Annotated in this window: 12 protein-coding genes; 5 read left to right on the top strand and 7 right to left on the bottom strand. The window is 65.6% G+C overall.

Annotated features, from left to right (window positions below):
• The first annotated feature begins 194 nt into the window (after positions 1-194).
• Positions 195-2,375: a methyl-accepting chemotaxis protein gene (locus EKK97_RS19120; protein ID WP_159554359.1), complete on the top strand. Its 2,181-nt coding sequence runs from the start codon at positions 195-197 to the stop codon at positions 2,373-2,375.
• Here the strand turns inward: EKK97_RS19120 and EKK97_RS19115 are convergent.
• The 7 genes from EKK97_RS19115 to EKK97_RS19085 form a co-directional block, all read right to left on the bottom strand.
• Positions 2,345-3,274, bottom strand: a complete 930-nt coding sequence (locus tag EKK97_RS19115) for a siderophore-interacting protein (protein ID WP_159554357.1) — start codon at positions 3,272-3,274, stop codon at positions 2,345-2,347. The two genes, EKK97_RS19120 and EKK97_RS19115, sit on opposite strands and share 31 nt — an antisense overlap.
• A gap of 151 nt (positions 3,275-3,425) precedes the next feature.
• Positions 3,426-4,409, bottom strand: a complete 984-nt coding sequence (locus tag EKK97_RS19110) for a TAXI family TRAP transporter solute-binding subunit (protein ID WP_159554355.1) — start codon at positions 4,407-4,409, stop codon at positions 3,426-3,428.
• Between the two features lie 47 nt (positions 4,410-4,456).
• Complete coding sequence (locus EKK97_RS19105; RefSeq protein ID WP_159554353.1) at positions 4,457-4,861, bottom strand: carboxymuconolactone decarboxylase family protein; 405 nt, start codon at positions 4,859-4,861, stop codon at positions 4,457-4,459.
• A 29-nt stretch (positions 4,862-4,890) separates the two neighbouring features.
• Positions 4,891-5,838 carry a D-2-hydroxyacid dehydrogenase family protein gene (locus tag EKK97_RS19100; protein WP_159554351.1) on the bottom strand — a complete coding sequence of 316 codons (948 nt, stop codon included), beginning with the start codon at positions 5,836-5,838 and terminating at the stop codon, positions 4,891-4,893.
• Positions 5,835-7,793, bottom strand: coding sequence for a TRAP transporter permease (locus EKK97_RS19095; RefSeq protein WP_159554349.1), 1,959 nt, complete (start codon positions 7,791-7,793; stop codon positions 5,835-5,837). The genes EKK97_RS19100 and EKK97_RS19095 overlap by 4 nt, the downstream gene beginning before the upstream one ends.
• A gap of 98 nt (positions 7,794-7,891) precedes the next feature.
• Complete coding sequence (locus EKK97_RS19090) at positions 7,892-8,875, bottom strand: TAXI family TRAP transporter solute-binding subunit (protein ID WP_159554347.1); 984 nt, start codon at positions 8,873-8,875, stop codon at positions 7,892-7,894.
• A 258-nt stretch (positions 8,876-9,133) separates the two neighbouring features.
• Positions 9,134-10,057 carry a LysR family transcriptional regulator gene (locus EKK97_RS19085; RefSeq protein WP_159554345.1) on the bottom strand — a complete coding sequence of 308 codons (924 nt, stop codon included), beginning with the start codon at positions 10,055-10,057 and terminating at the stop codon, positions 9,134-9,136.
• 192 nt (positions 10,058-10,249) lie between these two features.
• Here EKK97_RS19085 and EKK97_RS19080 point away from each other — a divergent pair, with 192 nt between their 5' ends.
• The 4 genes from EKK97_RS19080 to EKK97_RS19065 all read left to right on the top strand — a co-directional run bounded on the left by EKK97_RS19080 (position 10,250) and on the right by EKK97_RS19065 (position 14,892).
• Positions 10,250-10,933, top strand: a complete 684-nt coding sequence (locus EKK97_RS19080; protein WP_159554343.1) for a GntR family transcriptional regulator — start codon at positions 10,250-10,252, stop codon at positions 10,931-10,933.
• 88 nt (positions 10,934-11,021) lie between these two features.
• On the top strand, positions 11,022-13,010 hold the full coding sequence (locus tag EKK97_RS19075) for an aconitate hydratase (protein WP_159554341.1): 1,989 nt from the start codon (positions 11,022-11,024) through the stop codon (positions 13,008-13,010).
• 298 nt (positions 13,011-13,308) lie between these two features.
• Positions 13,309-13,692: a Na-translocating system protein MpsC family protein gene (locus EKK97_RS19070; protein WP_159554339.1), complete on the top strand. Its 384-nt coding sequence runs from the start codon at positions 13,309-13,311 to the stop codon at positions 13,690-13,692.
• A gap of 177 nt (positions 13,693-13,869) precedes the next feature.
• Positions 13,870-14,892, top strand: a complete 1,023-nt coding sequence (locus EKK97_RS19065; protein WP_159554337.1) for a Nif3-like dinuclear metal center hexameric protein — start codon at positions 13,870-13,872, stop codon at positions 14,890-14,892.
• Positions 14,893-14,905: the final 13 nt, after the last annotated feature.

The following is a 14,905-nucleotide window of genomic DNA, read 5'->3' as shown; positions in this document are numbered from 1 at the left end:
GGCTGCACGAACGGAGCGGCGTGACCGTGGCGACAGTGAGACGCAAGCGAGGAGAACGAAGCATTCGTTGGATGCATAACGCCAATTGTGCCGCAAACGCCAAATATCCGGTCGGTCTGGCTACTTCGCTGCGTTCTTGAAAGCACTATGGTCGGCCTTGGAACTGACTTTCATAACTATAATGAGCCCCCCTCATGCACTTACGATTCCGCTCCCTTCAACTGCTCGTCGTCACCCTGGCCGGTGCGTGTCTCTTGGCCGTAACGGCTGCCCTGGTAGGCTATTCACTGGTGTCTGCTTCGCGCACCCAGGACGTGGTGGCCGAACATACCCAGTCACTGCTCGAAAGTGGCATCGATGAGCGGCTCTCCTCGCTCGCCGACGCCGAAGCCGAGCGCATCCGCAACGAACTGGATCGTGCCCTGACCCTGGCCAGCCAGTTGGCCCATGCCAATGCTCTCATGGGAATGTCCGGTGACGACGGTCGCCCCCAGTTGCGCCTGAGTCGCGAGGAGCTTTCCAACCTGGTACGCCACACGGTGGTCGAGAACTCCGGATTGATGGATGCCTATGTCGCTTGGGAGCCGGACGCATTCGGTCCCGACGCCCGGTATGCCGGTCGTGAGGCCGGCTTTGGGGAGGATAGCGGACGCTTTCGGCCCTGGTGGGTGCGCGAGGCCGACGGCAGCATGCGCCTGGGGCTTCTCAACGAGGAGAACATGGAGAGCGAGGCGCCACTGGGCAACGGTATGCGCCGGGGCGAATACTATCTCTGCCCGCGCGATACCCTGGCTCCCTGCATCATCGATCCGGCAGCCTATGACTATGCGGGCGTCATGCGCATGGTCACCTCCTTCAACGTGCCCATTCTCGTCGCGGGTGAGTTCCGCGGTATCGCCGGCGTCGACCTGTCGGTGGATTTCACCCAGGAGTTCCTGAACCGGGCCAACCAGGAACTCTATGACGGTGCCGGCGAGATGGCGCTGATTGCCTCGCTGGGCAGCGTGGCGGCTTATACCGCCGATGACGGTACCTTGGGGGATGCGGCCGGTCAGGTGCTGGGCGATGCGGTTCAGCAGCGCATTCTCGAAGCCCAGCGCAGCGGCGAGATGCAGCGGATAGAAGATGCCGACGGTATGCTCGAACTCTACCTGCCCTTCAGCGTCAGCGACGACCAGGCTCCTTGGGTGCTGCTCACCCGCCTGCCGCGGGAGGTGGTGTTGGCGGAGCTGGGGGCCTTGCAGCGTACCTTGGGCGATCAGCGCCGCGAGCACTTGCTGGGCATGGGCCTGGTGGGGCTGCTGGTCGCCGGCCTCGGCCTGATCGCGATCTGGCTGGTGGGAGGCGGCATCGCCAGGCCGCTGCGAGAGTTGGCCGGGCGCATGCGCGAGATTGCCACCGGCGACGGTGACCTGACCCAGCGCCTGCCGGTCAAAGGGCGCGACGAGAGTGCCGAGCTGGCCATCCAGTTCAATGCCTTCGCCGACAAGATCCATGACGTGCTGCTCGAGGTACGCGTAAGCAGCGAGGCGGTGCGTGTCGCCGCCAGCGAGATCGCCAGCGGCGGACAGGATCTGTCGCGGCGTACCGATACTGCCGCCGCCAGCTTGCAGCAAACCTCGGCCTCGATGGAGGAAATCACCAGCACCGTGGAACACACCGCCGAATCCGCACGCGAGGCCAATGACCTGTCGCAGACAGCCTCCGACGTGGCTGCACGTGGTGGCGAGGTGGTGTCCCGGGTGGTGGTGACCATGGACGAGATCTCCGAGGCCTCACGCAAGATCGCCGAAATCGTCACGGTGATCGACGGTATTGCCTTCCAGACCAACCTGCTGGCTTTGAACGCCTCGGTGGAGGCGGCCCGTGCCGGCGAGCAGGGGCGCGGGTTCGCGGTGGTCGCCGGCGAAGTGCGCCAGCTCGCCAGCCGCTCGGCGGCGGCCGCGAGCGAGATAAAGGCGCTGATCGAGGCATCGGGGGCCAAGGTGCGTGACGGTACCGAGCTGGTCGGCCAGGCTGGCACCACCATGAGCGAGATCGTCACTAGTGTCTCCCGGGTGAGTACCGTGCTCCAGCAGATCACGGCGGCCACCGGCGAGCAGAGCGACGGTATCGGCCAGGTCAATGTGGCGGTTGCCGAGCTGGACCGCATGACCCAGGAGAACGCCGCCCTGGTCGAACAGTCGAGCGCCGCCGCCGAGCGGCTCGAGGAGCAGTCGCTGCGTCTGGCCGAGGCGGTGGGAACCTTCACCTTGGCCGGTGCGACCAGCGGAGCTCCGCTATGGAGCCCTGCTGTCCTGCCGCCGGCAGTTACCCGGGTCGAGGAGGAGGCCCTGGCTGGGGCTCACCCCAGCACCTTGCCCTCACGCCAGTAGCCCATGCTGCTGACGCAGTGCTTGGGCAGCCCGCACTCGTTGACCAGGTAGCGCCGGATACCCAGCGCCACCTTGGTCTCGGCGGCGATCCAGGCATAGAAGGGAGCGCCATCGTTGGTTTCCGCCGCTTCCCACAGCAGCTCGTCGTCGCCTGGCTCCGCTGGCGTCTCGGCGCCGCCTTCGGGGCTGGCGCCCTGGTGGGCGATCTCGCGGCGCAGGTCGACGTCGCGAATCGCGCGCAGCAGCCGCTCGCCGTGGGCGCAGCCGGGCGTGGCATCGCGCGGCAGCCAGCGCACCCCGGCGGTGGCGGCTAGTGGCCGGGCGTCATCGCCCAGGGGGACCTCGATCAGTGCATCCACCTGTGGGCGATCGGCACGCGCAGCGAGTTCCTCCAGGATGCCGGCCGCCGCCGGCAGGGCCGTTTCGTCGGCCACGACGAGGATACGCTTCACGCCGCGCGGCGGCTTCCATTCGTAGCCAACGCCGAGGTTTTCCACCTCGACGGCCGGTGCGGTCATGGCCAGGCGCTCGTCCGGCTGGGCGCGCATGGCCCAGCGCGAGGCGGGGCCTGCGTCGCCGTGCAGCACGAATTCGACGTCGACTTCGCCGCGTTCGGCGCGCAGCTCGCGAATGGTATAGGTGCGCATCGGCGGGCGCAGGGCTTCCGGCAGGGCGCGATAGGCGGCGTACCAGTTTTCGGGCTCGCGCTCGACGCAGTCGAACAGGGCGTCGAGACTGCCTTGGGCTTCGGGGAAGAACAGCTTGATGCGCTGGTCCGGCGCGAAGGTGGTCATGCGCGAGACTTCGGGCCCGGTGAAAGTGAACCTGACCAGCGAGGCGCTGACCTGATGCCGGTGGGCAAGGGTGATATCGAAGACCTGGTAGCTCTGCTTGGCCATGGTTTGTCGCTCCGCGTGAGATGGCGGCAGGCTAGCATTCTTCGATAATGGTTCTCAATACTATTTCTCGGTACTATTTCTCAGTGCCGTTCCGCCGCCGATGGGGCTCACCGGCGGCGTCATAAGGTGGCCGATGCTGTGAATGGCGTGCTTACTGCGCTTCGGGCGGCACCAGTTCCTCCGGTACCTCGATACCGATCTCGCGGTAATAGCGCAGCGCGCCGGCATGCAGCGGCGTGGCAGTGTTCTCCACCGAGATTTCGGCACTCATGCCCTGGGCCGGGGCGAAGGTCTGGCCCAGTTGCTCGACGTTCTCCCAGTAGGCGCGGGTGAATTCGTAGGCGGCGTCCTCCGAGAGGTCGCTGGTGGCGGCGATGCCGATGTAGGTGCCAAGCGTGGTGGCCGCCGGCATGTCGCGGTAGGTGCCTTCGGGGATCTCGGTGGCCGAGAGGAATGGCAGCGCCTCGGTGGCGGTGGCCACCTGTTCGTCGGTCAGCGAGAGCACGTGCAGCGGGCGTGAGGAGTGCACCTCGGTGAAGGCCGGGATCGGCGGGATGCCGTTGTAGCTGAAGCCGACGATGCGTCCATCGACCACGGCATCGGCGGCATCGGACATGCTCATGCGCTGGAAGTCCGGTGAGATGCCCAGGGCATCGAACACCAGTTCGGTGATGTATTCGCCGCCGCCGCCGATGCTGCTGGGGTTGAAGCGCTCGCCCTCGAGATCCTCGAAAGTCTCGATGCCGCTGTCCTGGCGTACCGCCCAGTGCATGGTCGAAGGCGCTACCCACAGCACCATGCGCATCTGCTCGATGGCGTCGTTCTCGTAGCGCCCCGTGCCGGTATAGGCCTCGTAGGCGCCCGGGGCGTCGATCAGGCCCATGTCGATCTCGCCGCGGCCGAGGCGGATGGCGTTCTCCCGCGAGCCGCCGGTCTCGCGCACCGAGACCTCGAGCGGCGAATCGGCGCTGACCAGCCGCGAAAGCTCCGAGAAGCCGAAGTACCAGCCGGAAGCCGCCGGTGCCACGCCGATGCCGATCGCCTCCTGGGCGGCGGCTGGCGCGACCAGGCCGGCGGCGAGAGTTGCCGCGGCGAGCGGCTTCAGGGCGCGCTGGAGTGGGCTGGGCAATCTCATGGCGAATCTCCTCGCTTGTCGTTGTGGTTATGGTGGTGGCCGGTGGCTCAGTTGCCGGCCTGCTGCTCTTCGCGGTAGGCGGCGATCACCTCGCGGGCCACCCGCAGGCCATCGATGGCGGCAGGAAAGCCGCAATAGGGCACGCACTGCAGCAGCACCTCGCGGATCTCCTCCTCGCTGCAGCCGTTGTTGAGTGCGCCGCGCAGGTGCACCTTGAGTTCGTGGGGCCGGTTGAGCGCTACCAGCATGCCGATGTTGATCAGGCTGCGGGTGGGGCGGGCGAGTCCTGGGCGGTTCCAGATGTCGTTCCAGCAATTGCTGGTGACCAGCTCTTGCATCGGCCAGCCGAAGTCGTCGGCCTGGGCGAGGGCGGCGTCGACGTAGGCATCGCCGAGCACCTCGCGGCGGGTGGCGAGCCCGTTTGGGTCGAGCCTGTCTTGGCGTGAGGTCATGGGAGTGTCTCTCCTTGCGGGCGGCCCGTTCACTCGGCCAGGTTCTTCACCGGCCGGCCCGCCTCGAAGGCCAGCAGGTTGTCGAAGGCATCGCCGAAGTAGAGTTCGTAGCTGTCCTTCTCCACGTAGCCCAGGTGCGGCGTGGCGAGGAAGTTGGGCAGCGCGAGCAGGGGATGGCTCGTCACCGGCTCCTCTTCGAACACGTCCACCGCGGCGCGACCCGGGCGGCCGGCGCGCAGGGCAGCCTCCAAGGCGCCCGGCTCGATCAGTGGCGCACGGCTGGTATTGACCAGCAGGGCGCTGGGCTTCATGCGCGCAAGGTCCTCGGCGGTGACGATGCCTTGGGTTTCCGCGTTCAATCGCAGGTGCAGGCTCAGCACGTCGCTGCGCTCGAACAGTTCGGCCTGGCTGCCTGCCACTTCGAGGCCGGCTTCGGCGGCGCGGGCGCGGGTACCCTCGCGGCCCCATGCCAGCACGTTCATTTCGAACGCCTGGCCATAGCGGGCGATCAACTGGCCGATCTTGCCGTAGCCGAAGATCCCCAGGGTGCGGCCCTTGAGGCCAGTGCCCAGGGTGCGCTGCCAGCGGCCGGCCTTGAGGTTCTCGAACTCCTCGGGAATGTGGCGCATGGCCGCCAGTACCAGGCCCCAGGTGAGTTCGGCGGCGGCATGGGGCGAGCCGGTGCCGGCCATGACCGTGACGCCGTGGCGCTGGCAGGCGGCCATGTCGACGTGTGCCGCGCCGCCGCCGGTCTGGCTGATCGCCTTCAGATTGGGCAGTTTGGCCAGCAGGGACTCGGTGATCGGCGTGCGCTCGCGAATCAGTACCAGGGCATCGGCATCCCTGAAGCGTTCCACCAGGGCGTCCTCGTCGCTCACGCTGTCGTTGTAGAGGGTGACTTCCTTGCCCTCCAGCTTGGCGAAGGCGTCGAGGTGGCGCACGCAGTCCTGGTAGTCGTCGGGAATCACGATCTTCATTGGGCAGGCTCCTTGCTGGCCGAAGGGGATGAAGAGGCTCCTAATGTGCTGCGATTCAGCCGATATTGCCAGGCCCACACGGCGCCGATCAGGGCGATGCCCACTGCGTCGGTGATCAGTTGGCCACTGATCAACATCAGTGCTGCTGCCAACAGCAGGCCGCGCTCGGGCCAGGAGCAGGGGCGCAGGAAGTAGCCAATGGTGGAAGCCGCCAGGGCGATGATGCCGAGCACCCCGCTGCCCACCGCCAGGGCGATTTCCAGCCCCGTGCCGTTGCCCAGCAGCGGCGGGTGGTAGATGAACATGTAGGGGATCAGGAAGCCGCCCAGCGAAATCTTGGTGGCAGTGAGCGCGGTGCGGAACCAGTGCGAGCCAGCGATGGCGCCACCGATGTAGGCGGCCAGCGCCACCGGCGGCGTGACGCCGGAGAGGATGGCGAAGTAAAGGATGAACAGGTGGGCCGAGAGACTCGGCAGCCCGGCCTCGACGAAGGCGGCGGCGACCACCGAGGCGGCCAGCATGTAGGCCGCCACGGTGGGCAGGCCCATGCCGAGGATGATTGCCACCACCATGGCCAGCAGCAGGGTGATCAGCACGTCGCCGCCGCTGACCACGAGGATCACCGAGGAGACCTTGAGCCCCAGACCGGTGAGGCTGATGACCGAGGCGATGATCGCCACGCTACCGATGATCACCGCGATCATGGCGGCGGTCATGGCGCCGGTTTCCAGCGCCGCCGGCAGCGACTTGAGGCGCTCGACGAAGGTGCCGGGGCTGCGCCAGGAGAACAGATAGAGCAGCAGCGCCGTGAAGTAAGCCGCCACCGCCGCGGTGGTGGGCGTGTAGCGCATCACCAGCAGCGCGATCAGCACCGCCAGGGGGATCGCCAGGGTCTCGATGTTGTAGAGGCCCTGGCGCAGGGTGGGGCGTTCCGACTTGGGGATCGGGTTGAGCCCCAGGCGCTTGGCTTCGAAGTGCACGCTCATCCAGATGGCGAGGTAGAACAGCAGCGCCGGGATCAGTGCGGCGCCGATGATGTTCAGGTAGCTGGTCGAGATCACGTCGGCCATGACGAAGGCGGCCGCGCCCATCACCGGCGGCAGGATCTGGCCGCCGGTGGAAGCGGAGGCTTCCGTGGCGGCGGCGAAGCGCGGGCTGTAGCCGTTGCGCTTCATCAGCGGGATGGTGAATACCCCGGTGGTGGCCACGTTGGCCGCGGTGCTGCCGCTGATGCTGCCGAACATGGCGCTGCACAGGGTGGCGGCCTTGGCCGGGCCGCCCGCCATGCGTCCGGTGGCCGCGTTGGAGAGACGCATGAAAGTGTCGCCGCCACCGGTGGTGACCAGCAGCGCACCGAACATGATGAACATCACGATTACCGTGGAGGAGGTGCGCATCAGGCTGCCGTAAACGCCGGTGGGGCTCATGTAGAAGGTCGCCACCAGATCGTCCCAGCGGAAGCCGCCATGGCCCCACACCCCGGGCAGGTAATGGCCGAAGGCGGCGTAGGCCAGGGCGATCAGCACCAGGATGGGAAAGGCCAGGCCGATGGCACGGCGGCATGCCTCCAGCAGCAGCAGGATCGCCGAAACCCCGAAGACCAAGTCCAGCGTGGTGGGCATCAGGTAACCCAATTGATAGATGATGCGGTCGAAATGGTGGATGTAGTAGGCGCTGATCGCCACGCCCAGCGCGACCGGCACGATGTCGAACCAGGGCACGCGGTCGGCGTCCCGTGCCCGGCAGCTGTATGCCAGGAAGATCAGCGGAATGGCGAACAGCAAGTGCACGGCGTTCTGCGTGTTCACTGGGCCGGTAACGGCGGTGTAGAGATGGAACAGTGCCATGGACACCGCGGCAAGACGCGTTACCAGGAACCAGAAGCCCGTGAGCTTCCGCTTTCCCGAATCCTCGGAATATTTTTCGACCACTTTCGGATTTTCAGGGGTGTCCATCGGATGACTCCCGTGCCGCCGCATCCGGAGGGAGGCGGCGGCACGTCATGCTGTGGTTACGGTTTGCCTCGCGGGCTGGCGCGGGGCAGGGGGGCGGTTTATTGCGCTTCGGGCGGCAGGACGTCGTCGGGGATGTCGAGTCCCAGCTCCTGATAGTAGCGCAGCGCCCCGGCGTGCAGCGGGAAGGTGGCGTTGTCGATGACAGTCTGAGGCGTCACGCCCTCGGCGGGTTTGAACGAGGCCGCGACCTGTTCCTGGTTCTCCCAGTACGCCTTGGTGATTTCGTAGACCACATCATCGTCGAGGTCGGCGTTGGCGGCCACGCCCATGAAGATGCCGAGCGAGGTGGCCTCGGGCATGTCGCGGTAGGTACCTTCCGGGATCACAGTGCCGGTCAGGAAGGGCAGCTCGGCGGTGACCTGATCGACCTGCTCCTCGGAGAGCGACAGCAGCCGCAGCGGGCGTGACGAGTGCACCTCGGTGAAGGCCGGGATCGGCGGTACGCCGTTATAGCTGAAGCCGACCAGGCGTCCGTCGACCACGCCCTCGGCGGCATCGTCGATGCGCATGCGCTGGAAGTCGGGCTCCACGCCGAGGATGTCGAACACCAGTTCGGTGATGTACTCGCCGCCGCCGCCGATGCTGCTTGGGTTGAAGCGCTCGCCATTGAGATCTTCGAAGGTTTCGATGCCGCTGTCCTGGCGCACCGCCCAGTGCATGGTGGACGGGGCGATCCAGTAGATCAGCCGGGCATCCGGGTTGGGGGTGTCCTCGAAGCGACCGGTGCCGTTGTACATTTCATAACCCACCAGGGCCTCGGTGAAAGCCAGGTCGAGTTCGCCGCGGGTCAGACGAATGGCGTTCTCGCGGGTGCCGCCGGTCTCGCGCACGGTAATCTCGTACGGAGTATTGGCGCTGATCACCCGTGCGCCCTCGGAGATGCCGAAGAACCAGCCGGTGCCGGTGGGAACGGCGCCGAGGTTGAGCGCGGTATTGGCCTGGGCAGTAGTGGCCGCCAGGCTGCCGAGTACCAGCAGGGAGGCGGGTATGATCTGGCGTGTTTTCCAGCGGAATTGCGTCATTGTTATGTCCTCTTGCGGTTAGGGAGGCCATTTCTCGTCAGGCAAAATATGGGAGCCTCTCCTGATTGAATCGGGCCGTTGAGGGCTGCCTGGGGGCACCCCATTGCGGCGCGAAAAGGCGAATCAACCTCGCCATACTCTATTGATACCTGCTCACCATGGCCTTGTGTATTGGTGATTCATGAGCCTGCCTTCGCGAACGGAGAAGGCTGGAAGTGCACGCACTTTTTGCTGCAACCGCGAAGGAAAAGCGGTGAATCAAGCCGGTCTTTGCAGCGGAATTGACTCTTGATCGGCCGCCGACTGCACCAGGTGATCGACGAACAGGCGGGCCGCCATCGAGAGCCGTTCCACGTCCTTCACGTAAATGCATAGCTTGCGCCGCGCCCAGGCGTCGCGAATCGTCAGCACCTTGACCCTCAGTCCGCCTACGTACTGGCGGATGGCCCCCCTGGGTACCACGCCGATGCCCAGCCCGGCCTGCACCATCATGCACAGCGCGTCGTAGCTGGTGACCTGGATGCGCAGCTTCAGCGGCCGGTTGGCGAGGCTTGCCGCCTTGAGCAGCTCCAGGTTGATAGCGCTGGAGGTGTGCAGGCCAACATAGGCATGATCGAGGCTTTCACGAAACGCGATGCTCTCCCTGTCGGCCAGCGGATGATCGAGCGGAGTGACCAGTACCAGGTCGTCCGTATGGTAGGGAAATTCGGCCAGCTCGTAGCCGTGGGGGAGCTTGGCACAGATACCGATATCGGCACCGTTGCCCATCACTTCGCGGGTGATGACCGGGCTGACCTTTTCTTCGAGGTGCACGCCGATATCGGGATACTTGGCGAAGAAGTGCTGAGTCTCTCCTGGCAGGTACTGGGTGATTGCCGACATGTTGGCATAGACACGGATGTTGCCGCGCGCACCGCTGGTGTACTCCTGCATTTGCAGGTCGAGATCTTCCAGGTTGTGCAGCACGCCACGCGAAAGATTGAGCAGGGCGTTGCCCGCCGGGGTCAGTTCGACCCCGCGATTGTTGCGGCGTAGAAGTGGCGTGCCGAAGTACGCCTCCAGCTCGCTCAAGCGCTTGCTGACCGCTGAGGTGGCGATGTATTCGGCCTCGGCTGCTGCAGTGATGGTGCCCGTTTCGGCGACGCGTACGAACAGCTTGAGGGAAGTGGTATCGAGTTTCATGACGTGGCCGAGCGGGCCCCTTTCTTGACATTGTATGCAATGTGGCTCGATTTCTGAGAAATGTAGGCCTATATTGACCCTTTAAGCAAATAATCGTACACAATTATGCCTTCGACCTTAGTCGGGAAACGTTCCGACCCCGGCCCTTCGCCAGGAACCCGAGATGACCGCAACGCCAGTGAGGGCAGCCCGATGACCGCTGCCGATCGCGTTTACCAGATCATCAAGAAGCGCATCCTCAACGGCCAGTATCCGGCGGGAAGCTACGTACGTGAGGCCACTATCGGCCAGGAGCTCGAACTCAGCCGAACGCCGATTCGCGAAGCCCTGCGCCGGCTGGTGTCGGATGGCTGGGTGGAAGCCATTCCGCACCACGGAGCACGGGTCGTGGCGTGGACCCAGCACGACGTCGAGGAAGTGTTCGAGCTGCGGGTGCTGCTCGAACCGCAGGTGGTGAGGCGTGCTGCCTCGCGTATCACAGCGGAGCGCCTGGAGACGCTCGAGGCGCTGGCCGCGCGCATGGACGCCCTCTGTGAGCAGGTCAACGAGGCGGCTGTCGAGGAGATCGCCGAACTCAACGACCGCTTTCACGCCGAGCTCGTCGCGGCGGCCGACAGCCCGCGGCTGCAACGCCTGCTGGAAACCATCGTGCAGGTGCCGGTGTCGCGCCGCAGCTTCCATCACTACACCTGCGTAGAGCTGCGCGGCAGCATGCAGCATCATCGCGAGCTGATCCGCGCCCTTGGCGCCGGTGATGGCGAATGGGCCGCCTCGGTGATGCGTGCTCACATCCTGGCCGCGCGGGCGGCCCAGCTTCGCCCGGCGCCGGGCGAAGAGATGCCTGAGCCGCCGAGGCGGCGCCTGAGCCGGGCCTGACTCGCTACCTGACGATCGGCGCGTATTCGACGACAACCGCCTCCAACAACAACCGTTTTCGACAACAACAGCAACAGGACCGCTCGACATGACAGCCCCCATTCCCGACGGCCCGCTCAACCTGGCCCAGCAGCTCATCCGCGACCACCTGGTGGCCGGAGAGATGAGTCCCGGCCGCGAGATCGCCCTGCGCATGGACCAGGCGCTGCTGCAGGACGTGCTCGGCACCCTGGTCATGCTCGAACTCGAGGCCATGGGCCTCGACCGGGTGAAGACCGAGCCCAGCGTGCAGTACATCGACCATGGCCTGATCCAGGCCGACAACCTCAACGCCGAGACCTACCTGTTCCTCAAGAGCGCCTGCGAGCGCTTCGGGGTGTGGTACTCCGGTCCCGGCAACGGCATCAGCCATCCGGTGCACATGGAGCACTTCGGCGTGCCGGGGCAGTCGATCGTCGGCTGCGACAGCCACACCACCGCCGCCGGCTCGCTCGGCATGCTGGCCATCGGCGCCGGTGGCATCGAGGTCGCCATGGCCATGGCTGGCGAGCCGCTCTACCTGACCATGCCGCGGATCTGGGGTATCCGCCTGGAGGGCAGCCTGCCCGACTGGGTCTCGGCCAAGGACGCGGTGCTCGAGCTGCTGCGCCGCCACGGCGTGGCCGGTGGCAAGGACACCATCATCGAGTACCACGGCCCGGGGCTCGCCAACCTCTCGGCCATGGACCGCCACGTGCTGGCCAACATGGGCACCGAGATGGGCGCCACCGCCACCGTCTTTCCCAGCGACGGCGAGACGCGGCGTTTCCTCGCCGCGCGCGGCCGCGAGGCGGACTGGCGGCCCCTCGCCGCCGAGCCGGGCTGCCGCTACGACCTCGAGGAAACGCTCGATCTTTCCGCGCTGGAGCCGATGATCGCGCTGCCCTCCAGTCCGGACAGGGTAGTGCCGGTGCGCGAGGTGGCCGGCGAGCCGCTGCACCAGGCCTATGTCGGCTCTTCCGGCAACCCCGGCTATCGCGACTTCGCCGTGGTGGCGAGCATCGTCAGGGGGCGCCAGGTCGCCGATGGCGTCTCGCTGGACATCAACCCGTCGTCGCGCCAGGTGCTGGCCACCCTGGTACGCGACGGCTATCTGGCCGACCTCATCGCCTGCGGTGGGCGCCTGCACCAGACCGGCTGCAACGGCTGCATCGGTATGGGCCAGGCCCCCGCGGTGGGGCGCAACAGCCTGCGCACCGTGCCGCGCAACTTTCCCGGTCGCTCCGGCACCCGCGAGGACAGCGTCTTCCTGTGCAGCCCCGAAACCGCTGCCGCTTCGGCGCTGGCCGGGGCGATCACCGACCCGCGCAGCCTCGACATGGCCTATCCGCGTATCGACGAGCCCGAGCGCATGGTGGTCAACCGTGAGCTGTTCACACCGCCGCTGCCGCCGGCCGAGGCACGCCTCAAGCCGTTGCAGAAAACCGAGAACACTCCGGCCCTGCCCGAGCTGGCAGCGCTGCCGGAGCGCATCGAAGTGCCGGTGCTATTGGTCGCCGGCGACAACGTCTCCACCGACGACATCATGCCGGCCGGGCAGCGGGTGATGCCCTACTGGAGCAGCGTCTACGCCTCGGCGCCTTTCACCTTCGAGGCGCTCGATCCCGACTATGCGCGCCGTGCCGAGGCGAGTCGTGGGCATGGCGGTCATGCCATCGTGGCCGGCCATAACTACGGCCAGGGGTCGAGCCGCGAGAATGCCGCACTGGTGCCCCGCTATCTGGGGTTGCAGGTGGTGCTGGCCAAGAGCTTCGCCAGGATTCACTGGCAGAACCTGGTCTGCTTCGGCGCCCTGCCGCTGAGCTTCGTCGACGAGGCCGATCATGCCCGCCTCGAGCGCGGCGACGCCGTGGTGATCGAGAACCTGCATGCCCAGCTCGCTACGGGTACCGAACTCGTCGCCGAGATCGTCGGCAAGGGGCGGGTGAAGCTGCATCATGGCCTGACCGAGCGGCAGCGTAGCTTGCTGGCGTGCGGCGGCGTCATCAACCAACTGCGCTATGGCAGTGCGCCGCCCGAGGTGGTGCAGAGCCGCTAACGCAGCGAGAGCGAGTGGAAGCAGTGAAGAGAGGAATACGGAGGGGTGAACAGGAGGGCGTTATGGTATACCGGGTTTCGATGGATTTCTCGGCATGCCAGGCCTCTCCAGCACCCGCAAGGTCTGGCGGTGACGCTGAGAGTTCACCGAAGAATAGGGAGTTACCGCAGTATCGAGGCGTCAGGAAAATAATCGATTATTCCTGGTTGACAGGTTTTTCCCGCTTGGCTAGTCTCAGTGACGTACGAGGTTGGTATACCAGCTGGCGAGAGCCGGCCGAGCCGATACGAGGTCGATCATGAGCGCCTTGGACAGTCATTCTCCGGGCACCCACTCCCTGGGGCAGTTCAAGCAGGAGCTGATCAAGGACTACAACGAGATCAACCATCGTATCTTCGGTATCGGCGTGGTGCGCCAGAAGGTCGACGTGCAGGGCGACAAGATTCTGATCGTCGCGCTACACAAGCGGGTTCCCTCGCTGGCCTATCTGAATGCACTGAACAGCAACGTGAGCGAGCTGGCCGACCACTACTTGATCAAGGGTTTCAAGAACGAATTCAAGCAGCTGCTGGTAGAGAAGTACGGCTTCGAGATCGTTTCCATCTTCAAGGACTACGACGCGCAGGCCGAGCTTTCCGCTACCGTGGTGTTGTTGCAACGAGACGTGCGCGACTACCTCTGACCCCGACGTCAGGGCATAGGCCGCAAGTCGTACAGGAAAGACCGTTGACTGGTGATGTGAACTCGCCCTGACAGGACGAGTGCTCGAGACCGTCAGCGCAGTTGGAGGCAAAGGCCTCTTGCTGTGCTGGCGGTTTTTTTTGTGGTCGAGATGGCGACCGGAAAGAGGAGAGAGCCGATGGCCAAGGTAGCGGATATCGTCAATGCGATGAGCGTGATAACGGGCGGCAGGACGGTGTCGTCCATGGAGGAGGTGAAGCGGGGGGATCACCCCTTCGTGATCCTGAAATCCTCCGGCATCTACGGCAAGGAGGTGTTGGAGATTCCGGGGCTGATCTACGGCGACCCAAACAAGGAGGTGAAGAAAATCGCCGTGTGCATGACCATGACCGAGCTGGTGATCGAACTGGCGGGCGCCACCGGCGTGGATGCCGTCGTGGCGCATCACCCCATCGCCGATGCCGCCAGCTGCGGCGGGGTGACGCTGAAGAACTACCTCGACCTCTACGACGTGGCGGGGCTGGAGTGCCACGAGGCCTTTCACGGCCTGCACCCCGGCATTCCCTACCTGCACGGCCACAAAGTGCTGAAGGGCAGCATTGCCTACGGCGGCGTGCATGGCAATATCATGTTCGTGGGCCAGGCGCTGCCGGGGATCGCCACCCTGGGCGACATTCTCGACCGCCTGGACGGCTTCATGGCGCTGGACCAGGACCGTGCCCTGCTGGCCGAGGAGCGCCTGGTGCGCGGCATCGAGGAGATCCGCGAAACCAGCGTGGAGACCCGAGGCTTCATCCACCTCGGCGAGCGCGACAGCCGGGTCGAGAACGTGCTGCACATCTTTCCGCATACCGGTTTCTCGCCGGAGAACCTGCGCCAGGCCGTGGCCGAGAACCCCGATGTGGATACCGTGCTGGCCTCGATCAGCCGCGTCTATGCCGGCCACGAACTGATCGAGACGGCCTGTGAGCTGGGGCTCAACTTCCTGGTCGGCAATTGCCACGTGATGGAGATTCTGGAGAACGGACTGCCGCTGGCCCATGCCCTCGCCGAGCTGCTCGAAGGCGTGGAAGTGGTGCTGTTCCGCGACCGGGTCACCTCCACGCCGGTGCACAAGGTCGGCAACGCGGCCATGCAGGCCTATGCGCGCGAGATGTCGGCGAGCCATCTACTGGGCAAGCATGCCTTGAGCGAGACCTAAGCGGACACAGGGT

The sequence above is a fragment of the Billgrantia tianxiuensis genome (genome assembly GCF_009834345.1).
In the GTDB taxonomy this organism is placed as follows: domain Bacteria; phylum Pseudomonadota; class Gammaproteobacteria; order Pseudomonadales; family Halomonadaceae; genus Halomonas; species Halomonas tianxiuensis.
The sequence above is the reverse complement of the archived record's forward strand: the minus strand, read 5'-3'. Positions and strand labels throughout refer to the sequence as shown.